Consider the following 25,349-nt stretch of genomic DNA (forward strand, 5'->3'; position numbering starts at 1 on the left):
ACGCGGCCGCGCACCGCCCGCGACCACCGCGAACGCGAAACCCGGACCACGCACACCACAGATCGCCACGATCCACGCCATGCTCTCGGAGGTGGTCGACAGGAGCGCGGGGCGCCGACCGGGACCGGCCCGCCGCCGAGGCGGTCTCGGCGGCGGCGACGCCGATTCGCGCGGTGGTGCGGGCCCGTCGGGGTGCCGCGCCTCGGCGTCCTCGGCGGGTCAGGGGTTGTCGTCGGACCGAGCCTCGGCCGTGTTGCGCAGTTCGGCGTTCAGGCGCAGGGCTTCTTCGAGTTGGTCTTCGAGGATGACGATGCGGCAGGCGGCGTCGACGGCGGTGCCCTGGTCGACGAGTTCGCGGGCGCGCTGGGCGATACGCAACTGATAGCGGGAGTAGCGGCGGTGGCCGCCCTCGGAACGCAACGGGGTGATCAGGCGGGCCTCGCCGATCGCGCGGAGGAAGCCCTGGGAGGCGCCGATCAGTTCGGCCGCGCGGCCCATCGTGTAGGCGGGGTAGTCGTCGTCGTCGAGCCTGTCGGCCCTGGGCGGGGTCGAACCGGGTTCGGGGGCCATCGGCGCCTCTCTTGAGTTCACGTCCGTGTCGGGGGTTGTTCGGGGAACGCGTCGAGGGGCCGAAAGAAATCCACACCATCCACCGACACCGACGTGTCGGCTTACCTGTTCCGCATCCGCCCCAACGAGTGGGGGTGCGGGGATCGCAATTGCGTGACCGTGGACCACCTTTCGTACCGGTGTCTCTACGGATCCCACTCGGCCGTACAACCTCACCGCGCCGAGCGGGCGATCCGGATGGCGTTCGCTCCTTCCTCTCCTGTCTTCGTCGTGCAACGTGTACTGCCACTGCGGGTACAACCGAACTGCAGGTACTGCCGGGTGATGCTCGTCCTGCACGGCGGCCCCCTGGGCCGCCCTCAGTTTCTCCTCGGCCCGACAACCAGCCTCCGGAACCCTCGCCGAACAACACACGGCCCCGGGACTCTGCTGTCGAACCCTCAACAACGCGCGCCAGTTCGTCTCTGTCGCGCCTCACTGATTCGCTTGGCTACAAGAGAAAACATACCCAACGACTCCCGTGATGTCTACCTCGTACACGACAGATTTTCCGGCACTGTCGGATTCGGAATTGGCCCATGGTCGGTCGCCAAGGATCACTCGCAGCTCCGTAGCACCACCGATGCTGCTCCTTGTTCCCTTCGACAGCCCGACGAGCCCTCCGATGCAGCCTGGTCATCGGGCCCGCCCCAACGCATGCGCCCCGGCCGGACGTCCGGCGGTACTCCCGCCCGAGCGGGGCGAAACCGTCGGGCGTGGCGGCGGGGTCGTCCCGGGGCCTGATCCGCTCTTCCCTCGGATCAAAGGAGGCGAACCGAGGAGCACAGCTCGACGCTTCCAACAGTTCGAGGGCCACCTGCCACCAAGGTCCTGAACCGGGTCGTGGACCAGGCCCGCAGCGGGGGAACGTCGCCGACTGCGGCCCGGAAAGACTCCTGGAGGTCGAGATCCGGGATCAGGGTCGAGGCAACCGAGGCCACCGACCGGCCGCGCGCCTGCGGCTCGCACCTCTTCTTCGGGACGCGTGGAGGGGCCCTGGCGCCTAAGCGCCAGGGCCCCGAAGGAACTGCTACACCATCTGCCGGCCGTGATACTGCGCCGGCCCTGTGTTTCCGCGGGCCCGACCTTGATGCCGTCGGGGGCGCGGGGATCGCGGTTGCTCGACCGGAGACCACCTCGCTATCGATGTCCTGCGGTACCCGGGCTCAAAACTTCCACCCGGGCGATCCCGATGGTGCCCAACTCCTCCGTTCTTCCCTCGTGATCAACTGCTTGCGCACTGCCGGTGGCCTGCGACAGCGCCACCCTGTTCCGCTTCGGCAGCCAGCCCCGTCGCCCGTCCTGCATCTGTCCTTTGGCTTGGAACCCCACTGCCGAACCTCCCGATGCGTGCGTCCGCAACCGACGCCTTCACCGAGGTGCTGCTCATTTACTTCGCTGCCGGGTACTGCACACCGCATCTGCGGTTACTGCCACTGCGGCACCGCTCACGTCGGCCCCTGATCACCGCGGGCCACCCGCTCCCGGTCGTCGGTCCCGTCGCCGTCCTGCACCAACCCTGGCTTCGAAACCCCACCACCGCACCGTCCTGCAAACTGCGAACTGCGTGTACTTCGCCCGGCAGTTCGTCTCTGCCAGGGCCTGCTGTCTCTCTGGGTTACGAGAGAAACCATAGCCACGACACCGACTAATGTCTACTCCCCACGACATAGATTTTGCGACTTCCGAGACAGAGGCAATCTTTCCCCACGTCGAGGGGCGCGCGCTCCCGAGGTGGACCGCAGGGTGGGTTCCGCGGCTCACCGCGGGCAACGTCCGGGATGTCCGGTCGAGGAGCGCATCGTGAACGAACGGGACCAGGAGATGGCGCCGCTCGTCCGGCACATCGATCGACACGGGCACTTCGGCGCGGCCGGTGTCACCCGTCCCACGATCCGCGCCCGCGCCCAGCGCGCCCGCCGGTGGAGCTGCTCACTCTGGAGGAGAGAACCAACGCGCGCGAGGGCTCACGCGCAGCCTCGCATCACCGGTCACTCGATGCGACGCGGATACGTCGAGACCGCGCCCGACGCCGGTCACGATGGCGAAACCAGCGCCAACCACTGAACGCCGAGCGGCTGCCGTCGACCGTCGACCGTCGAGGAGAACTTCGCCCACAAGCTCGTCGAACTCAAGGCCGATCAACCGTGGTTCCGGCACCTGCTCGGGATGCGGGCACACCCGCCGTTCGAGTGCGTCGGGGCATCGACGAGGCACTCCTGTTCGACACCGCCGGCGCGAACCGGCCCGACGAGTCGAGTCACGGGGCGTACGGGGGCACGCAGGCCGCCCGAACGGCCCGGTGCGGTACCGATACCGATCGCCCGATGACATACCGAAGTCGACCACCCGATGAGATACCGACCTCGACCACCCGGTGAAGTACCGGAACCGACCGCCCGCTTCGGGCCCGCCGCACCGGCGCCGCGTGGTCGAAGGGGTTCGGTCCGCCACGGGCCACGTGCTCCCGCCCGCAGCCGCGGCGTCGGCCGGCGCGGGCGCTGGGTCCACCAACCGGTGGACCCCCGGTTCCACCGTACGAGGCTGCCGCTGAGGGGCCTCCCACGAGCAGCATTGATGTCACGACGAGGGGACGAGTACGAGGCGCCCCGGCACCTGTCGCCACGTAGTCCGGTCAGTCTCCCCGATCCATTTCGCGCGGCCCCCGCCGCGGCCGAGCGCAGCGAGGACACCCCATGCACCCGACATCCGATCCCCAACCGAGCGACATCCTGCAACTGGACACCGTGAGCAAGGTGTACGGCACCTCGAAGCGGACGGTCACCGCTCTCGACGACGTCAGTGTCGGTTTGCGGGCGGGCACGTTCACCGCAGTCATGGGCGCTTCCGGCTCCGGCAAGACGACCCTCCTGCACTGCGCGGCCGGCCTGGACCGGCCGAGTTCGGGATCCGTCGTCCTGGATGGCGTCGACCTGTCCACACTCGGCGAAAGACGGTTGACCCGGCTGCGTCGCACCCGGATCGGCTTCGTCTTCCAGGCCTACAACCTGCTGCCGGCGCTCAGTGTCGCCGAGAACGTGGCGCTGCCTCTGCGGCTGGCCGGGACGGCTCCGCGCAAGGGGATGGTGGACGACGTGCTGGAACTGGTCGGCCTGGCCGGCCGCCGTCGCGCGCGTCCGAACGAACTCTCCGGGGGCCAACAGCAACGCGTCGCCATCGCCCGCGCCCTGATCACCCGCCCGGCCGTGGTCTTCGGCGACGAACCCACCGGCGCCCTGGACACGCGGACCGGGGAACAGATCCTCGCGCTGCTTCGCGACGCCGTCGTCTCGTGGGGCGGCACGGTGGTGATGGTCACCCACGACCCGGCCGCGGCGGCGCACGCCGACCGCGTCCTGTTCCTGGCCGACGGCCGGATCGTGGCCGACCTGCACACGCCCGGGGTCGACGTGATCCGCGAACGGATGGCCGGCCTGGACGCGACCTCCGACCGTGCGGACGCGGCCCCGGACGCGGCTTCGGCGCCGGGCGCGGCCCTCGCGGGTTTTGGGGGGCGACGGTGATCCGGCTCGCCCTGCGCATGCTTCGGTTCCACCGGAGCGGATTCCTCGCGACGTTCGTCGTTCTGTTCATCGGCGCGGTGCTCATGGTGGCGTGCGGCGGCCTCCTGGAGACCGGCATACGCGCCGCGGCGCCCCCACCCGCTTCAAGGCCGCGCCGATCGTGGTCACCGGAGACCAGCGCTACGCCGGGACGGAAGAGGAACTGGTCTTCCCCGAACGCATCCGCCCGGACGCCGCGCTGGTCGAACAGGCCGCCGCCCTGCCGGGCATCGCGTCCGCCGTACCCGACACGTCGTTTCCCGCCACGATGGCCGGCGAAGCGGACCGGCCCGCCGTATCCGTGACCGGCCGCGGCTGGTCGTCGGCGCACCTGGCGCCGTACCGTCTCGTCGCCGGCACCGCACCCACGGGCGCAGGCGACGTCGTCCTCGACGCGCGCACGGCGAAGCACGGCGGGCTCGCCCCCGGCACGTACGTGGACCTGCTCGCGCACGGCGGCACCGCCCGGTACCGAATCAGCGGCCTGATCACCGGGAACGGCGACGCGGCGACGGCCCTGCTGTCCGACGCCGAAGCCGCACGCGTCGCCGACCATCCCGACACGGTCGACGCCATCGGCGTCCTCCTCGCCCCGGGAGCCGACGGCGAGCGGGTGGCCCACGACCTGCGCGCACTGGTAGGAGAGCGACCCTTCGTCGTCCTGACCGGTGACGAGCGCGGCCGCGCCGAAGACCCGGGCGTGCTCGCCGACGCGGGCGACCTCATCCCCCTGGCCGCGGCCTTCGGCGGACTGTCGACGATGGTGGCGGTGTTCGTCGTCACCGCGCCCTGGGCCTGTCGATCCGACAGCGCCGCCCGGACATGGCCCTCCTGCGGGCCACCGGCGCGACGCCGGGCCAGATGCGCCGGCTCGTCGTCGGCGAGACGATGCTCCTCGCCGCCGTCGCGATCACCCCGGCCTGGTGGCTGGGCCCGCGCGTCGGGGCCCGACTCCTCGACGCCTTCGCCGACGCCGGGGTCGTACCCGACACCATCGCGTTCCGCTCCGGCATCGTGCCGCAGATCGTCGGTATCGCCATCGCGCTGTTCACCGCACTGGGCGCCGCCTTCACGGCGTCCGGCGCGGCGGCGAAGGTGCGACCCGCCGAGGCGCTCGCCGAAGGCACGGACGGACGCGGGCACTTCAGCCGGGTACGACTGGTCGCCGGCCTGCTGTGCCTGGTCGGCGGCGGCGCACTCGCCTGGGGGACCGCCGGCTCCGACGGCCCCGACGCCGCCGGCGTGGCCACTCCGGCCGCCATGGTCTGGACCGCCGGATTCGGCCTGCTCGCACCGCCACTGTGCGCGGCGCTCGTCAGGGCGTTGCGTCGTCCCCTGCGGGCGACTTCGGGTCTGGCCGGTCGTCTCGCGGACCACAACATCACGGCCCGTCCGGGCCTGACCGCCGCGGCCGTCACCCCGGTGATGCTCGCCACCGGCCTGGCCATCGGACTGATCTACATGCAGACCACCGGATCCGCCGGTGCCAAGGAGGCGTTCCGCGACACTCTCCGGGCCGACATCGTGCTCACCTCCGACGCGGGCGGCCTGCCCCCGGAACTCGTCGACAAGGTCGCGGCGGTCACGGGAGTCGAGGCAGCGTCCGCCCGTATCCCGAGCACGGGATACCTTCTGCGCGAACCGTCCGGACCCGAGCACCCCAAGGACGCGAACCCTGGCGAGTCCGGGCCCACGGAGCTACCCCTGATCGGCGTCACCGCCGAAGGCGCGGCCGCGACGACCGGCGCCCACACGCTCTCCGGAAATCTCCGCGACCTGCACGGCGACAGCGTCGCCCTGCCTGCACGCCACGCGGGCGGCCACCGCCTCGGGGACCTGCTCGACGTGCGACTGGGAGACGGCAGCCATGCGCGTCTCAAACTCGTCGCCACCCTGGAAGCACGGCCCGGCTACGAAACCATGCTGATGCCCGCCACCACACTCGCCGCCCACACCGACGCCGCACTGATCCCCCAGATCCTGGTGCGCGCCACTCCCGGCACCGACCACACCGCGTTGTCCGCCACGCTCGCCACGTTCGCCGCAGACCACCCGGGCCTGCGCACCACCGGAAGCGAGACACTCGTCGCGGCCCACGACGACCAGGACGACACCCAGGCCTGGATGGCCTACCTCGTCCTGGGAGTGGTCGTCGGCTACGCGACCATCGCCCTGGTCAACACCCAGATACTGGCCACCGTCAGGCGCCGCCGAGAGTTCACGCTCTACCGACTGGTCGGCGCCGGACGACGCCAGGTGCTGCACATGGCAGCGGTCGAAGCGATCACCACCACGGTAGCCGGCCTCACCCTCGGCACCACCGTCGCCGCCCTGACCCTCATCCCCCTCGACATCAGCGTCCTGGACTCCCCACTCCCCGCCGGCTCCCCCGCCATCTGGTTCACGATCGCCGGCACCGCCCTGACCCTGACCCTGCTCGCCACCCTCGCCCCCACCGCAGCCCTCCTCCGCGGCAACCCCGGCGACCCCGCAGCCGCAGAGTAGGCGCCCCCACCCACCCCCGACCGGCCCGCGGCCCACAACGCCGCGGGCCGTCGTCACACCCGAAACCCCCAACCCTCGCAACGCAACAACCGAACGGCGGCCAGGTGAACCCCAACCAAAGAGGCAGCGCCCCAACCCCTCCACCACCCGAGCCGCTCGCGCCCCAGGACTCACCCGCCCGAGCCCCCGGCGACCCACGCCAACACCAACGCAATACCGGCGACACCGCCACACGTACTCAAGCCCCCACCACCAACACATGGACGGCCCACGGCGCGGTCCGCGTCCATCAAGCGGTCTCTCCCTCCCCGCAAAGCAGCCTCAACCTTGGCTGCCCTGCCCGCCCACCCACGCGCACACCCCTCACGCTCATGCGCTCCCCTCCCGCCCCCTGGCCCTCCGGCGGCCCCGACCCGGCGGCCCGACCAACCGGAGAAGTGAAGAGAACAAAAAAAGCCCAGGCCAGAGACTTCCTGACCTGGACCTTTGGGGAGCCGCCTAAGGGAGTCGAACCCTTGACCTACGCATTACGAGCGCCCACGGGTTCACCCTGATCCGTCCCGATCCTGCCTCGCCTTTCGACAAAACGCGAGGTCAAGTACCCTGCATTGCCCCGGCCTTGCCCGATCCTTCGGCATCGCCCCTTCTTCTTCCGTCCCCTGAGCGTCCCCACCGGGGAGACGCGCGTCCCCAGGGGACAGAGGTTGAGGACATCTCCCCAGACGATGATCGCGGTCGACGGCATGTTGCGTCCGGTACCGGCCGCTCCGACGAATCTCACAGTGTTCGCCAAGCAGCGATGCAACAACGGGCTCGGGCTGCCCGGTCATCTCCATCGATCCAGCGGGGTGGCGAGAGTCATCGCCAGTATCGGGGTGGGTCCTTGCGTGGGTCGGCGATCTCATAGCGATGCTTGGGGTTGAGGCCGGCGATGTGAATCAGGCGTTGACCCTCGCACTGTTCGAGGTCTTTGATGATGCTCGGTGTGGCCGCGACGACGGCACCGATGGCGAGGGCGAGGCCCGCGAGACCTCTCTCTTTCTGGCCGTAGCGGACGTGATGAAGGCGCGAGCGTTTAATCGCGTCCGTCTCGTCGGGGTCGTCGAGTTGGTGGGCGTCCTTGGTGATGAAGACGTCGAAGCCGCGTTTGCCGGCATCCAGGAGGACGGGGACGTCCTTCTTCCCGGACCACTTGATCTCGGTGACGTGCCGTACCTCGTGCTGGGGCAGGAGATGCCGCAGGATCTCCAGGAGTTGTACAGCGGTGTTCTCGTCGATGAGGATGCGCATCAGACGGCTTGAGCCCCTTGCCCGAAGCTGTCGACGTACAAGGCGAAGTCGACGGCGTCCCGGGCTGCTTCGGGGCCGACCGCCGGGTAGTAGTCCGCGACGCGGTCGGGTGTGATGCCGTCCTCGACGAGTTCGGCGACGACGTCGTACGGGACCCGGGTGCCAGCGATGACCGGCACGCCGCCTTGGGTGCGGGGGTCGACGGTGAGGTGGCGTCGGGGCTGGAAGAGGCGCGGGACGACGACGCCGGGCCGGGTGGAGAAGGGCTCCAGGATCTCGGCCATGGTCGCCAGGAGTACCTGACCGGGCTTCTTCACCAGGTCTATGCCGCCCCGTTCGGTGACCAGGACGATCGTGTCGCCCTCAGTGGCCAGAGAGTACGAGGACAAGTGCTCGAGTTCGCCGAAACCGCGCAGGGTGCCTAGCGCGGTGCGGACCTTCTGGAGGGACACCTCGCGACGCAGGTACACGACGGCACGCAGGGCGAGGACGTCACGGAAGGAATAGAGCGCACGGGGCCTCGACGCGAGTTCGGGGACCAAGACCGGGCCGTGGCTGGTGTCATAGCGCCAGTGCCGGATCTGGCCTGCGGTCGCCCCCGAAAGGGCCGCAGCCATCCGCGTCGAATAAGCCATGCCTCCGCCCCCTTCCATCGCTCGCATACTCGATACCCGGGGACATAGGAAACGACCCTTCTCCCCCGTGCGGGCACAGCCTACTGGCCGGACCGGACGCGGACACGATCACCGGCCGGACGATCGGACGGCCCCGGTGAGCGCAATGCAATGTGAGGCTCAGCGAGCAGCTCCATCCGACAATCAGACAAAAGCGTCTCTCTGCACCCAGGAATAGATCTCGTAAATCACGACAAGGGCGGACTCTTGCGTCCCCAACTCGTCCCCATAATATGATCCTAGGCGACCATTCATCTACTGTATGTAGTTTTGCTTTTTCAAGAAAACACAATGGACAGGTAAAACCCCAGGTCAACGGGGTCTTGCCTGTCCATATAGTGAGCCGCCTAAGGGAGTCGAACCCTTGACCTACGCATTACGAGCGCGAGAGGGACCATGACGCGGGGTGCCGGGCGGTGCCAGTGTGTTCACTTTTGACAGGGTCTGAAACGCCATTTCAGGGCGCCGATGCCGCGCCGTGGTGGAGGGTGCCGGAACATCCGCGCACGCGAGGCTCACGCATGGAGGCTCTCTTCCGGCGGCAATGGACTGGCCCTGAACCGCGCCTGATTCTACCTTCTCAGGCACTGACGAAGGATGACCATCACTCGTTCGGGTGATTGGTCGCGCGGGTCCTTCGACGGGTGGTCCGCCTGTCTACCGTGGGTTTTGGGTCCGGTCCCGGGTATGGCCGTCACGCACGTGCCGACGATGGCTCTTGAGCGATGGGCCGCCCGTGACACCGATACGTACGGCGGCTCATCGCTGATTGGGACCTGCGTCGATCGCTTCGCGTGATGCGCGATCGGTCCGCCGTGAAGGGGCCCACCTCCTGTCGCCGACGGAAGGAGGCACGCCGTGGGTCGAGTCTGGGCGGGCGTCGACATCGGCAAGGAACACCACCACTGCGTCGCGATCGGCGATCACGGCGACCGGTTGCTGTCCAGCCGCGTGGCCAACGACGAGGCCGAACTCACCGAACTGATCGCCGAGGTCGTCGAGCTGGGCGAAGAGACAGTCTGGGCGATCGATCTCATCGACGGGCCCGCATCGCTGTTCTGCGCGGTCCTGCGCGATCACGGCAACGGGTTCCTCTTCGTTCCCGGCCGCTCCCTCCAGCGGATCGCGGCCGTCTATCCCGGCGCCGGGAAGACCGACGCCCGCGACGCCGCGATCCTCGCCCAGGAGGCGCGCGTCCGCCACGGCCTGCGCCCCCGACCGCCCCTGGACCCGATCGCGGTGGACCTGCAACTCCTGACCGCCCGACGCACCGACCTCGTCTGCGACCGCACCCGCACCTTCAACCGCCTCCGCGGACACCTCACCACCATCACACCCGCACTCGAACGCGCCCTGGACGTCCGCCGACGCGGCGTCCTGACACTTCTCACCGGATACCAGACCCCCACGGCCCTCCGCCGGATCGGACCGGCCCGGCTCACGACCTGGCTCCACCGCCGTGGAGTGCAGAGCCCGCGCGCCCTGGCCGAGCGGGCGACCGCCGCGGCTCGGCTCCAGTCGGTCCGTGTGACAGGCGAAACCCTGGCAGCAGCCTGCGTCGCCGAGCCGGCCGCCGAGGCGCTCGTGCTCCACCGGCGCGTCGACGATGTCGACCACCGCATGAAGGTCCTATTCCATGATCACCACGACGCCGCCCTGATCACCAGCATGCCCGGCATCGGCGACATCCTGGGCGCCGAGTTCATCGCCGCCACCGGCGGAGACATGGCCCGCTTCCCCACCGCGAACCACCTCGCCTCTTACGCGGGGCTCGCCCCCGTCCCCCACGACAGCGGCAAGTACCACGGGATCCGACACCGCCCCCGCAACTACCACCGCGGACTCCAACGCGTCTTCTACCAATCCGCCCGCATCAGCGTCCGCTGCTGCGCCGCCTCACAGACCTACTACGACCGCAAACGAGGCGAAGGCAAATCCCACACCCAAGCCGTCATCGCCCTCGCCCGCCGAAGAGTCAACGTCCTATGGGCCATCCTCCGCGACCGCCAGCCCTACCAGGGTCGATGATGAGCCGCTCGCGTCACGCCTCGCTTAGCGGACCCGGACCGCGGAAGGAAGGGTGGCGCGACCGAATCACCCGTTGGAGTGAATAAGGCAACGCGTGCGATTCGGTCGTCGTGTTCGGCGGAACGGGGGGCGTGGCCGGTGTGGAGCCAAGAGACATCTGCCGCCGGACCCACCGGACACTCTCAGAGGGGCAGGTTCGCCGCCATGCGGAAAAGCGATCTCGGCAGGGTGCTCGAAGGCGACGGCAGCGGGTGGATCACTCTTCCGTTGGGGGAGTTCGGATCTGCCGTCGGTGCCGAGCCGCTGTTTCCCGACGCCACGATGCGACTGGCCCGCGAGGACGGAAACACGGGCGAACTGTGGGCGGCCGGGCGGGCCCGGCTTGCCCTCGAAACGGAGCCCGTCGCGGCGCGGGCCGAGTTCGACTGCCCGGACGGTGAAGTGCGCGGTGTCGCCCTGACTCTCGGCCTGCCCGGCATCGACGTCGGCGCCATCGGCCGGCTGTACGGCTACGAGTTGCCCCGGCTGCCCGCGCCGCCGGTGACGGGGCTGAGGTACCGGGGCGACACCGATGGGTTCACCCTGGCATTGGAGGGTTTGTCGCAGCCCGGCGGCATTCTCCACCGGAACGGCGGCGAGGCCCTGGTGGTGCCGGTGCCGGGCGGACGCGTCCTGGTCACCCGTACGGACCTTCGGGCCGATCAGGTCGAGGAGTTGGGCTACCCTGCGCGGGTCCGCTGCCCGCCGGCCTGTGGCTGGCGCTGCCGGGCGGAACGGTGGTGCCGATCACCGCGCCGAGGTCCACGGCCCCCGACCCCTCCGGGGCCACCGACGGGCTCGGCCGCCCGAAGACCGTGGTCGCCCCGATGGCGTACACCCAGCACACCCACCCGGGGTTGTCCTCGCGCAGCCGGGCCGTGCCCACCGAGGACGGCTTCGCGGTGCTCAACCCGCCCAGGTCCCCCGGCCCCGGCACCGCCTGGCTGCCGGGCGGGAAGCTGGACGGCGAGCAGGGCATCGAGATCGTGTACCGGAAGCCCCCTCTGACGATCATGGGCGCGCTGCAGGTGCAGGACGCCCAGTCCCCCTACCGTGCGGTGGTCGGCGGCCTGTTGACCTTCGCCTTCGGCGGCGGTGAGCCCGGCAAGCGCGGGCTGTACGGCATGGGCACGGGCGCGGTGGTCTTCCCCGAGGGCTCCGACACCGACACCTCGTTCTTCGGCTTCGCCGCGCTCGGCGCCGAACCGGGTGTCGGCATCCCGGCGTTCCGCCTCCGCGGCATCGCGGCAGGTTTCGGCTGGAACAGCCATCTCCGCACCCCGGGACTGGCCGATCTCCACACGTTCCCGTTCCTGCAGGCGCTCCAGGACCCCTCGGCGATCGGCGGGGACGACACCGACCCGGTGCGCGTTTTGAACACGCTGACGTCGGGGACCGGTTCGGCCCCGCCGTGGATCACCGCCAAGCAGGGCGACCTGTGGGTGACCGCCGGGATCGCCTTCACCATCGCCGAACTGATCGACGGCACCGCGATGGCCCTGGTCCAGACCGGCTCGGACCTCACCCTCGCGCTCCTGGGGACGGCCGGGCTGTCCTTCCCGACGAAGGGCGACAAGAAGTACGCGCGTATCGACGCCGGGCTCCAACTGGTGGTCAAACCGAACTCCGGCGAACTGACCGTCGCCGCCTCGATCAACCCGAGTTCCTTCATCATCAGCGAGGACTGCAAGCTGCGCGGCGGCGTGGGCCTGATGATCTGGTACGGCGACCACCCCAACGCCGGGGACTTCGTCTTCAGCGTCGGTGGCTACCACACGGCGTACCACGCCCCCGAGCACTACCCGCAGCTGTCCCGGCTCGGCTTCGACTGGTCGCTCGGCGGCAACGTCACCATCTCCGGCAGCGCCTACTTCGCGCTCACCCCGCGTGCCGCGATGGCCGGCGGCGCTCTCGCCGTGCGGTACTCGGCCGGCGTCATCAAGGCGTGGTGCACGGCACAGGTCGACGTGCTCATCGAGTGGAACCCGTTCTACATCGACGCGAGCCTGGCCCTGTCGATCGGCGTCGAAGGCTCGGTCAAGGTTCTCTTCGTACGGATCACGGTACGACTCGAAGTCGGCGTGTCCCTGCGGATCTGGGGGCCGCCGACCGGCGGCGAGGCCCGGGTGAAGGTGTGGTTCATCTCCTTCACGATCGGCTTCGGCCAGTCGCAGCGCGGATCCGACAACGCCCTGGACTGGCCCGCCACCCGCGCCATGCTGCCGGAACAAGGCGCCCGGGCCCGGCTGCGGCCCGGGGACGGCCTGGTCACCGAGGGCAGCCCCGAGGACCCGTGGCAGGGCGACTGGCTGGTCAAGGCGTCCGGTTTCACCTTCGGCACCGACACCCAGGTACCGCTGACCCGCATCGAACTCGCCACCAAGGACGAGGACGTGGTCGTCTCGGGCCGGGACTTCGGCATCCACCCCATGCGGGTGACGGAGCTCGGCACCACCCAGCGGATCGAAATCACCCTGGAGGGCGAGACCGTCGACCTGGCCCGATGGAAGGCCGTGCCGCAGTTCACCGCACTGCCGCCGCAGATGTGGGACAAAAGCGGCGACCCCGAGCACGGTGACGGCCAGGTGCAGTACCTCACCGGCGTCACCCTCAGCTCGGGCGAGCCCGACTACGGCGGGTCGACCGGCTACATCGGTGAGGACACCTTCAAGTTCGACCCCCTGTACCCGGACGGCTCGGCGCCGCTGAGCGCCGACGACCGGCCGCTGGTCCCGGCCCCGACCCGGCCGGGCGGAGTCGTCGGACGGATCCGGGAGACCGTGAACGCCGCGGGGCAGCGCGCGGCCCGCGCGAAGGTACACACGCTGATGGACGGCCTGGACCTGGTCACCGGCGGGGCCGAGACCGAACTGCCCGGCTACGCCGACATGGTCACAGCCGTCTTCACCGCGGAACCGCTGCTGGTCCCGGCAGGCGCCGTGCACACCCCCGAGGGAGAGATCTGATGGCGGACCCCGGACTACGGACCCGGTTCTTCGACCACCGCCTGCCCCCGCTGTACGCGGGACGGCACACCATCACCGTCGAACACACCCTCAGCGGTGACGACCGGGTCGGCGACGACCTGCTGCCGCAACTCAACCAGGCGTTCGAGGTGCGGCAGCCGCGGCTGCAACTGCTGCCGGAGGACGTCGCCGCCTGCTACCCGCTGCCCGGCGCCCAGGGCGAGTACGGCCAACTGCTGCCGCACATCACCCTCAACCGGCCCGGCTTCCCCTGGATGTACCTGCTGCGCGGCGCTGCGGAGGGCGCTCCCTGGCTGGCCCTGCTGGTCTTCCGGGCCGGAGAGCTGCCGGAGGACCCGGAGGCCGTGGGTCAGGTGATCGTCTCCACGGCCGCCGAGCTCGCGGCCGGGCAGGCCGGCGACGGCGGGCGGCCTCCCACCTTCGACCCGCCGCTGTACGAGGACGAGAAGGAGATGACCGTCACCAGCGTCCTGGTCCCGGGTCCGCTCTTCACCGCCCTCTGCCCGACCACGTACGAACTGGGCATGCTCGCGCACATCCGCGAGGGCGGCCCGCCGGACGCCACCCGCACCGTCGGCACCGACCCGCCGCCCGACGAGAACGACCTCAAGGCGGTGCTGAGTTCGGGCCGCTTCCCCGGCGACGGCGGAATGCACGTCGCCCACATGGTCTCGCTCGACGGCTTCGAGGACTACCTGGACGGCCGCACCCCGCCGCCGGACGAGGGGCTGCGGCTGATCTCGCTGCACTCCTGGTCGTTCGTCTCGATCGACGACGGGCAACTGGGCTTCGGCGAGCTCGCCCAACGGCTGGCCGACGACAGCAACCCGCTGCTGCGCCACCATCCCCTGCCCGAAACGTCCGAGGTGCCGCTCGCCGTGGACCTGCTGCGCCAGGGCGGCACCGTACTGCCGCAGAACCTGGAATCTGGGGAGGCCACGGTCGGGTTCTACCGGGGACCGTTCACGGCCGCCCCCGCGCATCCGGTGCCGCAGGGCACGGGCCTGCGCCTGGAGTCGGCGGGCGAGGGCCTGGTGTACGTGGAGGAACTGGGGCTGTACGACACGGGGTACGCGGTCGCGTTCAGCCTGGGGCGTGGCCTCGCCCTGGCCGACAGCGAGTTCCGCAGCGCGCTCCTGGCCTACCGCAAGTCCGCGCGGCGGGCGGCCCGCAGGCTGGTGGCGTTCCCGGAACTGGTATCCCTCGGCCGGCAGGATGCCACCGCCGTGCTCGGCACCCGGATCGTGCGGGGCGCCTTCGACCGGATGCTGGGCGAGAACGGGTCACTGGCCCAGGCGCTCTCCCGCTCGGGCGGCGCGATCAGAGCCGGTGGCGCACGGCGTAGCGCGACCCGCGCCGCGCCCGAACCGCTGACCGCCGGCCGGCTGCGGACCGCCGTCGCCGACACCTCCACCCGCGCGGTCCTGGCGGCGGCCGTCCGCTCCCAACTGGACCGGATCCAGCAATGGTTGACCCGGCTGACGAAACTGGAGACGGTGCCGTTCGGGCATCTCGTACCCGATGAGCGGTTCCTGCCGCGCGACGGGCTGAAGTTCTTCCACGTCGACCCCCAGTGGATCCACGCGGCGGTCGACGGGGCACTGAGTGTCGGCGTCGGGCACGCGCTGGACGCGGACCTCAACGACCTGGCGCGGGAGATGCGCGACATTCCGCAGCCCGTCTCGGGGGTACTGATCCGCTCCGAGATCGTCTCGCACTGGCCCCAGACGGTCTTCACCGCGTTCGCCGAGGACCACGTGGTCGAGCCGATGCGGCAGCAGATCGTGGGCGACGACCTGATGATCCTGCTGTACGCGGAGGTGATCGACCGGTTCACCCTCGCCGAGTCGCCGCAGGGCCTGCACTTCGGGCTGAACGACGACAGCACGGAACTGCGCTCGATCGTCGCGCCGGTCGGGGACGCGATCGGCGACTTCCCCCCGGACGGCGGCGGATACGGGCAGTTCCTGCGGCCTGGCGGACACGACGTCCTCGACATCGAAGGCCGGCTCGCCCCGGCGCTGGCCGAGTGCCACGAAGTGGACGAGCTCTCCTCCGCCCAGTTCGCGCTCCAACTGGTGAAGGCACCCCTGCTCCAGGACTTCATCCGGCCCACCGAAGGGACGCTGTGACCCATGGCCCTCAACGACTCCCTGGTGGTGCCCGTCGAGGTCGCCGCGTTCGCGGTGAATCCCCAGGTACGCGACACCGACGACACCTACGTCATGCACCGCTGGACGGCCGAGTTCCTCACCTTCGGCTCTCGCAACACCCCGCCGGAGCCGCCGCCGTTCAGCGGTCTGGAGGAGTGGCGGGACCGTCCGGAGCGGCTCGGCGCCTATGTGATGTGGCAGTTGCCGTCCGGGCTGGCGCGGGGCCGGGAGACCGACGACGGCATCGGCGACTTCCCGCTCGTGCCGAACCGGTGGCTGGTCACCCGAAGCTGGGACGGCGGCGTCCGCAGCTGGCTGGTCGAGAGCGACCACATCGGTGAATCCGGCTCCGTGTCCTCCCTCGACCCGCATGCCGCCGGCGCCACCCCGACCAGGCTGGGCCGCAGGCACGAACTCACGGCCTCCTCGCCGTGGCGCGAGCCGGACGACCGCCGCGAACCGTTTCTCACCGCGCTCGGCCCCGGCCTGCTGACGTTCTCCGTCTACCAGCCCTACAACCGCGACGTCTTCTCCCTGCACGACACGCTGGAGGACGTGACCGCCGACGCCCGGGTCGGCTACCGGGTGATCGGCTGGTACGCCCAGGAGGACAGCGACATCCTGGCGGGCGACGGCGAGTTCGGCGACATCATGGACGACCTGGAGTGGATCCTGCCGCCCGGCTACGGCGCCCCGGGCCGTTCGCTGTACGCGGGCAGCGCGCTCGGCGTCGACTGGAAGCCCGGAGCGGACGCCCCCATTCCCGAGTCGGACAATCCGGACCCGGTCGAGGTGGTCGTGGGCATCGGGAACTCCACCGCCGAGGCGTCCGCCGCGGTGGAGGAGGAGTACGGCGGCACCGGCTCACTGGAGCCGGCGAGGCACGGCTGTTCAAGGCGTTCGCGCTGGGCTGCCTGGAGGACCTGGACCGCACCGACGGAGACCTGTTCCCCGAACGTGCCGCACACCGCTCGGGCTTCGGCCCCGCCCCCGGCGGCTTCACCTGGCGGGTGGTCGACCGGGGCGACCCCGACGCCGTGCCCGCCCTCTCCGCCGCCGAGGCGGCCCGCGAGCGCGCCGCCGAAGCCGGCGTCATCGCCACCCTCAACACCAAGCAGCGGGAACTGGACGCCGAGGAAAGAAGGCTGAAAGCCGCCCGGGAGTACCTCTTCCACCTCTGGGCGCTCAACAAGCTGCGGGACAAGCCCGCCTTCTTCACCGAGCAGATCACCACCAAGCTCGACCCCGATCTGGACGGGTCGCCGGCCCACGACGTCGACACGGCCGACACCCGGGTCACCGCCCTGCGCGCCGCGCTGCCCTGGTCGATGGACCAGGACGAACTGAACACCCAGGCCCGCGAGTACGCGGCCGAGCAGGGCATGCGCACGACCCGGGTACTGCAACGCGTCCCCCTCGACCCGTACGAGGAGGCCACCGACCCGGTGCTCCTGCTGCGCGGCGCCCATCTGCACGCGCCACTGGACCGCGACTCGCTGCTGCCCTGCCGCACCGAGGAACGCCTGGTCACAGCCGTCGGGTCGATCACCGAGCTGACGGTGGCCGAGGACGTCGCCCGGGTGAACACGGCCGGACTGCCTGCGCTGGTGCCCAAACTGCTGGCCGAGTTCTTCATCCTCGACCGGGCCCTGGGCCAGGACCTCGACCTGGGCCAGGCGCAGGGCACGCTGCCCGAGTACGGCACCGAGCCGTGGCGTCAGCCCTGGCAGCCGCTGTACCTGACCTGGCAGGCCAACTACGTGGCGATCCCCTTCCAGGAAGCGGACGGCACCGGGAACTGGGTGTTCGACGGCAACCGCTACCACTGGACGGGCAACGGAACCCTCACCCACCGCATCCCCGTCTCCGGCCGACAGATCCTCACCCCCACCAGCGGCCACCAACTGGAGGGCCGGCTGGCCGCGTACGCCAACGGCCGTACGGACCTGGACCAGAGCATGGTCCGCGCCCTGCGTTCCCAGCTGAGCGAGACCGACGAGCTGTCCCAGCGCCTGGACGGCCTCTCCGCGCAGATCGGCCAGCGGATCACCGGCTCGGGTCTGCGGCCCGACGGCAAGCTCGGCGAGCTGATCGCCGACGGCGACCAGGGCGCCCCGCGCCCCGGCAACTTCCCCCAGGAGGACTGGGAGGGCGGGGACTGGGAGGACAGCGACTTCCAGGAACTACGCTCCGGGCACCTGGAGTTCACCCGGGTCACCGTCGTCGACCGGTTCGGGCGGGCGGTCGGCCTCATCGACAACCCCCTGCACTTCGACTACGCCAGGCCGACGACCTTCGTACCGGACGAGGAGGCCGGCGAGATCGAACAGGACCGGTTCGCGCAACTGTCACCGCGCCTGCTGCAACCCGGCCGGCTCGCCTTCCATTTCGTGGACGGCAGGACCGGCCAGGAAGTGGACGTCACCGCCGGGGCCAACCCGGTGTGCGCCTGGCTGATCGACAACCGGCTCGACAAGGCGATCGCCTGCTACGGGCCCGAGGGCGCCGCCCTCGGCGACATCCGCGTGGTCGTCGACGCGAACGGGCAGCCGAAGGTCGACTGGAACCCGCTGCCGGGATCGCCGGTCCTCGAATTCGATGACCTCGCCGCGGTCTCCCCGCACGCCCACGATTTCCTCAAGGGAGTGCACCGGCAGGGGAAGGAGGGCTTCGACGCGCTGCGCGGGTACCTGAGCGACGCACTCACCGCGATCGACCCCGACGGCCCCGACGACGCCTCGCTCGCCTACTTCTTCGGCCGTCCCATCGCCCTCGTACGGGCCGAACTGGCCCTGGAACTGCTCGGTCCGGTCCGCAAGGACGTGCACTGGCGGACCATCTTCGAGCAGCCCACGCCGGAGCTGGGCGGATACCGGTTCCCGGTGCGGCTCGGCGAGCAGGGGCAGATCGACGACGGCTTGCTCGGATACGTGTACGAAGACGACTACGACCACATCGAGACCACCCTGGAGACCGGCGCGGACGGCTACCTCAGGTCGATCGGCACCGGTGAACGGCTGAAACTGTCGTTCGACGGCCCCCGGGCGGCGGTGACGCTGCTGCTGGACTCCAGGGCCCCGGTGCACGCGACGACCGACATCCTGCCGGTGGGCTCGGTGTTCGTACCGCAGGAGTTCACCGACCGGGCCCTGGCCGAGATGTCGGTGGCCTTCCGCGCCGGGCCGCTGCTCGCCCCGGTCGAGCCGGATACGTCCGGCACCGACACCCTGTTGGCCCCCACCCGGCGTCGGCCGTCGGCACCTGGTCGTGGGCCGAGCGCGACGGCGACGACTGGCCGCGCTCGCCGATGTCGGCGCCCGATCCGGCGGTGTGGCCGCAGGGCGTCCGGCCCCGGATCCGTACCGGATTCGTGGTGCTGGACGACGCGGCGGGCGCCTCGGGGGCATCGGCATGACCGCGTACACGCCGGCCGGGGAGCCGCGCGCCGCCGAGGACCGGATGACCTTCCAGCTGCGGACCACCCCCGAGCCGGTACGGATCTCGCCCGGTACGGGCGACGCCGAATACGCGACGGTCACCGTCGTCGGGTCGGTGGTCGGCGAGGGCGAGGTCACCCTCGGCGAGATCACGGTCAAGGTCCTCGCCGGAGCCGACGCTCCGCACTTCGCCTCCTCGCTCGGCGGCGTGGAGGCGTCCGTCGACCGCACCGGCTGGATCTACACCGGCGTGCAGCAGTCCACCTTCTCCTTCATGCCGTCCACCGGCAGCGAGCCGGTGCCGCCCGGCGCGAGCCTGGCCATGACCCTTGACCGGATCCCCGTCAACCAGGTGACCGGCTCCTCCCAGGTGACCGTCACCGCGTACGGCTACGACGGATCGACCATCGGCCGGACCGTCTTCGAGGTGGCCAAGTTCCCGCCCGGCTTCTACGTCAAGGACTTCGCCGCCTCCCCTCCCCAGGTGGGCAACGGTGAGGACGTCGAGCTGCGCTGGCAGGCGTCCTCCGGCGCGACGCTGCGGCTGCTGTACGAGGACCAGCAGTACGACGTGACCGGGCGCAGCGAGTTCACCGTGCGGGACATGCGCCGGACCACCGTGTTCTATCTCCGCGCCGCGCACGGGACCGCCGAGCAGACCCTCGGCACGGTCGTCGGCGTCCCCGATCCGGACCTCGAGGTGAACAACCTGGTGACGAGTGTGCTGCGCACCGACCGCCTGGAAACGCTCACCCTGGACCGGATCAGGATCGTGGCGCCACCGGCGCCGGACCCGGACTGGGACCCGGACGAGGAGCCGGTCGGGCGCCGGGCCGGCGATTCCGACGCGGAGGCTGGCCCCCCTGCGGTGACCGTTTTCGCATCGGGCTCCGGGGAGGCGTGATGTCGCTCGTACGCCAGATGGTGGCCGCGCCCGCAGGCCGTACCAGGGACGCGGCCGAACCGCTCGCCTTCGAGCTGTCCACCAACCCGGACCCGCTGCGGACCTCCCCGGCCGGCGGTGACCCCGCCCGCGGCGACCTCGTCGTGGTGGCCTCCCTCGCCGCCGAAACGCCCGTGGAGTGCCGGTCGTTCACGGTCGGGGTACGGATCGGGGCGGGCGAGGCAGACCTGTGTCAGGACCTCGACGGGGTCACCGCCCGCATCAGCCTGGCGGGCTGGACGGGTTCGGCGGACCCGGCGGCCGGTACGGTGACCTTCGCCCCCGAGCCCGGAACCCCCGCGCAGACCGAGATCGACGCCGACACCGGGGTGACCTTCCAGGTGATGGGCATGCCCGTCAACCAGCGCATCGGACTCAGCCGGGTGGACATCGGCGCCTCCTGGCGGCCGTTGGGCACGACCGGCTGGCAGGAGCAGGCCACCCGACTGGAGATCGGCAAGTTCCCCCTCGGATTCCACCTGCGGTCCTTCACCGCCGAGCCACTGAGCGTCCCGCACGGCTACCCGGTCACCCTGCGCTGGGACGCGAGCGCCGCCACCCATCTGTCGCTGCTCTACGACGGCTCCGTACACCCCGTCACCGGGCACTCCTCCGTCACCGTGCCGGCCATGGCCCAGACGACGTCCTTCCAACTGCGCGCGGTCGCCCAGGAGGGCGCGGGCAGTGTCGAGCGGACCCTCAGCCTGATGGTGCACGTGCCCGATCCCGAACTCACGGTTGGACAGGTCGTGGTCAGAGGGACCCTGCAGACCGGGCAGGTCAGCCCGGCGTCCTCCCCGGACACCCCGATCACGTCCGCGCAGCCGCTGCCCACCGTCGCGGCCACCGTCGCCGGCCTCGACGGGCAGGGGTGGGAGGAGAGCTTCTGGAACCGCAACACGCTGCCCACCGGCGCCCCGGCTGCCATGTCCTTCCTCCTGGGGACCGCCACGGAGCTGGTCTACCGCCCGCTCGGATCCTCCGGCCTGGTGTGGTCGTACTACGACGGCTACGGCTGGTCCCCCGTCGAAGAGCCCATCGGCGACGGGGCCGACCCGGTCTTCGAGCAGGTCCCGCTGAAGCTGTTCTGCGCCCACCGAGGCGGCGCCGACGGCACTCAGGTGATGCTGCGTGAACGGAGTCTGCCCGGGGGGAAGTGGAGCGAGCCCGTTCCGGTGCCGGGCGCGGTCACCTCGAAGCGCCCCGCGCTGGCCACCGGCAGCCAGGGCCTGTACCTCGCGTTCGTGGGCACCGAGAGCCCGGCCCGGCTGAAGTACACGGTACGCGTGGGTGGCGAGTCATGGTCGGTGCCGCGGCAGGTGTCGGGGACCGCGGCCTTCGGTCCGCCGGCGATGCGCCGTCTCGGCGACGAACTGGTCTGCGTGCACAAGGCCGGCAACGGTCATCAGGTTCTCTACCAGCGCGCGGGCTCTCCCGACTGGGTCGCGGGCCCGGTGCTGCCCGGGACCTCCTCGGACGACGGCCCGCCCTCCCTCCTGAAAGTCGGCGGCCTGCTGTACTGCGCCTACCGGAGCTCCGGCCGGATCGGCTACCTGATGAGTTACGACGGCACGTCCTGGACCGATCCGTCGCCGGTTCCGGGTCGGGGATTCGCCCACGATCCCGCGTTGCTGATGGTGAAGGGCCGGCTGTGCCTGCTGTGAACCGGCCCCGCCGCCGTATCGCGGTCCACCGAAGGGCAGTTCACCCATCTGCCCACCCATCTGTCCACCGACGAGGAGACCGGCCGTGACCACCATCGACACCGGGATGCCCGGCGGCGTACCCGCCTCGGCCGTCCCGCCGGGCGCCGCGTCCGAGGTGGGCGTCGAACTGCGGTACGCGCTCACCACCGAGCCCTTCCCGGTGGCGGTGTCCCCGGCATCCGGCGCGTACCACACGGCGGACCTCACGATCGTCCTCACCCGCCGTGCCTCCACCGCGATCGAATGCGGCGAGATCACCGTCTCGGTGCCCGTCGGCAGCGGCGCCGGCGCGCTGGCCGCCGAGACGGCCGGCATGACCGCGGCCACCGATCCGGCCGGCTGGAGCGTCGCTGTCGCCGCCTCGGGCCAGGTGACCTTCGGTCCGCCCGGTGGTTCGGTGGAGATCGGCAAGGAGGACGGGCTCGCCCTGTCGGTGGGCTCGATTCCGGTCAACCGCACGGTCGGCCGCTCCCTGTTGACGGTGGCCGTACATTGGCGGGTCCCCGGCGAATCCGGCACGTCCTCCTGGAGCACGGAGACGGTCGAGCTCCCGGTGACGAAGTTCCCGCCGACCTTCAGCCTCGGTGAGCTGTACGCCTCGCCCGGCCGGATCGCCTACGGCGACAGCGTCACCCTCACCTGGCAGGCGTCAGGCGGCGATTTCCGACTCCTGTACAACAAGGCGGACATCTCGGTGACCGACCGCGACAGCTACGTCGCCCACAACATCACCCGCGACACCCTCTTCCAACTGCGCGGCACCTCCTCGTCGTCCTCCGGAGAACTGGAGGCGGTCCGCTCGGCCTGGGTGACGGTCGACGTCGCGGACGTCAGTACGCCGTCCCTGACCGTGACCCGGCGGGTCGTCACCGACCGGATCGCGGCCCCTCAGCACAGCGTTCCGCAGTTCTCCGCGAGTTCGATGGAGTACCGGCCCGAACTGTCGATGCGGATCTACCACCCGATGCTGGGCCGCTGGGGCCGGCCGGCCCGGCTGCCGTTCGGGCCGGCCGGTTCGCCACCGGGGGTCGCCGTCCACGACGACGCCCTTCATCTGCTGTTCCGCCCGTACGACAGCGAAGAGCTGGTCTGGGCCACGTACGACGGCAGCACCTGGCGGACCCTGCCCGGCTCCCCGGGCGCGGCCGGACCCGACCGGGTCGCGCTGGTCTCCACCGGCAGCTCGCTGTTCTGCGCGTATCGCGCACCGAACGGCGAGCAGCTGACCTGCACCAGTACCGACGGGACCTCCTGGGGGGCGCCCTCGCCGATGCCGGCCCCCGAGGCCGGGGCGGTGTCGCTCTGCTGGGACGGCACCGCCCTCCACGCGGCGCTGCGGAGCAAGAAGGACGGTTTCCCCTGCCTCAGCGTCCACACCCGTGACGACGAGCAGCAGTGGCGCAACGTCCACGATCTCGTTCACCCCAGCCCGGTCGGTTCCCCCGAACTCGTGCTCCAGGAAGAGAAGTTGCGGTGCTTCTTCCGTGCCCTGGTCGGCGAGGTGTACACGATCTCGCGCCCCCGAGACGGGCTGCACTTCTCCGCCGCCGCCCGAGTGGGGGTACGCGCCTCGAACGACTTCCGGGCGGTGGCCGCCGGACCGGGGCTGACGGCACTCTTCCCGGACTCCGAAGGCGTCCTGCACACCACCTCGTACGACCCAGACGCGCAGGCCCCCGCCGCGGTATGGTCACCGGCCGCCCCCATCGACGAGTACCGCACCACGGAGACCCCCGCCCTGACCTGGTACGGCAACCGCCTGATCGCGATCGGCCGCGGCGGCGCCTTCGTCCACAACTGACGGCGGTGGGCCGGCGGCAACCCCGTGCGGTCCCCGCCGTACCGCAGTCCGGACAGCAGGCATGACGGCAGCGATCCGGCCGGCCCCGTCCACGCCTCGCGCTTGCCGTGTCCCGGCTGGTCGCGGCCACGGCAGCCGCAGACCCCAAGAGCGCCACTGTGGCCGCAGGCGCGGTCCTGCACTCGGCGCAAGGGCTTATCGGCTTCTCCCCGAGACTCAAGGCCCAGGCTGGTAGTAATCGCCGGGGATGGGCGATCTGACGTGCGACATGTGCACGTTCACAGCAACTTTGCCCTCTCCGGGGAGGAGCACGGGTCTCCAGCGAGCCGTGGAACTACGCGACCAAGGACGCCGAGGACAGCGTGATCAGCCGGCCCACGGGGGCCAGCCTCAACGGGCGTTGCGCAGCAACAGAAACCCTTCGAGCCGCATTGGGACATCACGCAAAACCGCCCCCGGCGCACACCGTTGGCGCAACCCGAGGCGTCCTCAAGGTTCATACTTGCAGGCTCGCGACACCTGGGCCATCACTCGTTCAGGTGACTAATCGTACGGATCGTACCTGGCTGTTCCGCCGTCGTCGTAGCGTCAATTCGGGCCCGGTTCCGAGTATGGCCGTCACGCATGTGCCGACCATGGCTTCGAGCGATAGGACCGCCCGGCACCGACTCGCTCCGGCGGCTCATCGCTGATTGGGACATGCGTCGATCGCTTCCGCGTGATGCGCGATCACGCCGCCGCGAAGGGCCCACCTCCCGCCGCCGACGGAAGGAGGCACACGGTGGGCCGGGTCTGGGCAGGCGTGGACATCGGGAAACAACACCACCACTGCGTCACCGTGGACGACCGGGGCGACCGGTTGCTGTCGCGCCGGGTCGCCAACGACGAGGCCGACCTCACCGAACTGATCACCGACGTCGCCGACCTGGGAGACGCGACGACTTGGGCGATCGACCTCGTCGAAGGGCCTGCTGCCCTGTTCTGTGCGCTACTGCGCGAGCACGAAGCCGAGTTCCTCTTCATTCCCGGTCGGTCCCTGCACCGGATCGCCGCCGTCTATCCCGGCGCCGGCAAGACCGACGCCCGAGACGCCACGATCCTCGCCCAAGAGGCCCGCGTACGCGGTAACCTCCGCCCCCGCCCCGCACTGGAACCGGTCGCGGTGGACCTGCAACTGCTGACCGCACAACGCACCGACCTCGTCTGCGACCGCACCCGCGCCTTCAACCGCATCCGCGGCCACCTGACGACCATCGCGCCCGTCCTCGAACGCGCCCTGGACGTCCGCAGGCGCGGCGTCCTCACCCTCCTCACCGGATACCAGACACCCCGCGCCCTCCGCCGGGTCGGAACGGCCCGTCTCGCGACCTGGCTTCGCCGCCGAGGAGTGCAAAGCCCCCGCGCGCTCGCCGAGCGCGCGGTCTCCGCGGCCCGACTGCAAACGCTCCACGTCACGGGCGAGGCCCTCGCCGCCGCGTGCGTGACCGAACTGGCGCGCGAAGCGCTCGCGCTCCACCGCAGGATCGACGAGATCGACCGACGCACCCGGCCCCGCTTCCACGACCATCGCGACGCGGCCCTGATCACCAGCATGCCCGGCATCGGCGACATCCT

General features: G+C 70.6%; 14 protein-coding genes. 11 read left to right on the forward strand and 3 right to left on the reverse strand.

The genetic code is table 11. The annotated features are described in order from the left end of the window. Positions 1-219 precede the first annotated feature (219 nt). Positions 220-570 (reverse strand): MerR family transcriptional regulator, encoded by a 351-nt coding sequence (locus GT354_RS19700; protein ID WP_161357613.1) that lies wholly within the window; start codon positions 568-570, stop codon positions 220-222. A 2,735-nt stretch (positions 571-3,305) separates the two neighbouring features. Between GT354_RS19700 and GT354_RS19705 the strand changes: the two genes are divergently transcribed. Next, positions 3,306-4,133, forward strand: a complete 828-nt coding sequence (locus GT354_RS19705; protein ID WP_161357614.1) for an ABC transporter ATP-binding protein — start codon at positions 3,306-3,308, stop codon at positions 4,131-4,133. An 840-nt stretch (positions 4,134-4,973) separates the two neighbouring features. Then, entirely contained in the window at positions 4,974-6,677 is a 1,704-nt protein-coding gene (locus tag GT354_RS19710; RefSeq protein ID WP_346012092.1) for an FtsX-like permease family protein, read from the forward strand. A gap of 858 nt (positions 6,678-7,535) precedes the next feature. Here GT354_RS19710 and GT354_RS19715 read toward each other — a convergent pair. Together GT354_RS19715 and GT354_RS19720 are read right to left on the reverse strand one after the other, a co-directional pair. After that, positions 7,536-7,967 carry a DUF5615 family PIN-like protein gene (locus GT354_RS19715; RefSeq protein WP_161357616.1) on the reverse strand — a complete coding sequence of 144 codons (432 nt, stop codon included), beginning with the start codon at positions 7,965-7,967 and terminating at the stop codon, positions 7,536-7,538. Further along, complete coding sequence (locus GT354_RS19720; RefSeq protein ID WP_237535248.1) at positions 7,967-8,602, reverse strand: DUF433 domain-containing protein; 636 nt, start codon at positions 8,600-8,602, stop codon at positions 7,967-7,969. Before GT354_RS19720 ends, GT354_RS19715 begins: the two co-directional genes overlap by 1 nt. Before the next feature lie 897 nt (positions 8,603-9,499). Between GT354_RS19720 and GT354_RS19725 the strand changes: the two genes are divergently transcribed. From GT354_RS19725 to GT354_RS19765, 9 genes are all read left to right on the forward strand, one after another. Beyond that, entirely contained in the window at positions 9,500-10,669 is a 1,170-nt protein-coding gene (locus tag GT354_RS19725; protein ID WP_161357617.1) for an IS110 family transposase, read from the forward strand. 779 nt (positions 10,670-11,448) lie between these two features. After that, positions 11,449-13,674 carry a DUF6603 domain-containing protein gene (locus GT354_RS19730; RefSeq protein WP_161357618.1) on the forward strand — a complete coding sequence of 742 codons (2,226 nt, stop codon included), beginning with the start codon at positions 11,449-11,451 and terminating at the stop codon, positions 13,672-13,674. Further along, entirely contained in the window at positions 13,674-15,827 is a 2,154-nt protein-coding gene (locus GT354_RS19735; protein ID WP_161357619.1) for a hypothetical protein, read from the forward strand. Before GT354_RS19730 ends, GT354_RS19735 begins: the two co-directional genes overlap by 1 nt. Before the next feature lie 3 nt (positions 15,828-15,830). Then, the gene (locus GT354_RS52655; RefSeq protein ID WP_202512066.1) at positions 15,831-16,997 is read left to right on the forward strand and encodes a hypothetical protein; all 1,167 of its coding nucleotides are present in this window, start codon (positions 15,831-15,833) and stop codon (positions 16,995-16,997) included. Further along, complete coding sequence (locus GT354_RS19745) at positions 16,886-19,618, forward strand: hypothetical protein (RefSeq protein WP_161357620.1); 2,733 nt, start codon at positions 16,886-16,888, stop codon at positions 19,616-19,618. Before GT354_RS52655 ends, GT354_RS19745 begins: the two co-directional genes overlap by 112 nt. Then, positions 19,560-20,189, forward strand: a complete 630-nt coding sequence (locus GT354_RS19750) for a hypothetical protein (protein WP_161357621.1) — start codon at positions 19,560-19,562, stop codon at positions 20,187-20,189. The genes GT354_RS19745 and GT354_RS19750 overlap by 59 nt, the downstream gene beginning before the upstream one ends. Then, a complete protein-coding gene (locus tag GT354_RS19755; RefSeq protein ID WP_161357622.1) occupies positions 20,189-21,892 on the forward strand; it encodes a hypothetical protein in 1,704 nt (567 codons plus the stop codon). Before GT354_RS19750 ends, GT354_RS19755 begins: the two co-directional genes overlap by 1 nt. An 85-nt stretch (positions 21,893-21,977) precedes the next feature. Further along, positions 21,978-23,735 carry a hypothetical protein gene (locus tag GT354_RS19760; protein ID WP_161357623.1) on the forward strand — a complete coding sequence of 586 codons (1,758 nt, stop codon included), beginning with the start codon at positions 21,978-21,980 and terminating at the stop codon, positions 23,733-23,735. A 781-nt stretch (positions 23,736-24,516) separates the two neighbouring features. Next, a partial coding sequence (locus tag GT354_RS19765) for a transposase (protein WP_161357624.1) occupies positions 24,517-25,349 on the forward strand: 833 nt, incomplete at its 3' end.

The sequence above is a fragment of the Streptomyces sp. SID3343 genome (assembly GCF_009865215.1).
In the GTDB taxonomy this organism is placed as follows: Bacteria; Actinomycetota; Actinomycetes; order Streptomycetales; family Streptomycetaceae; genus Embleya.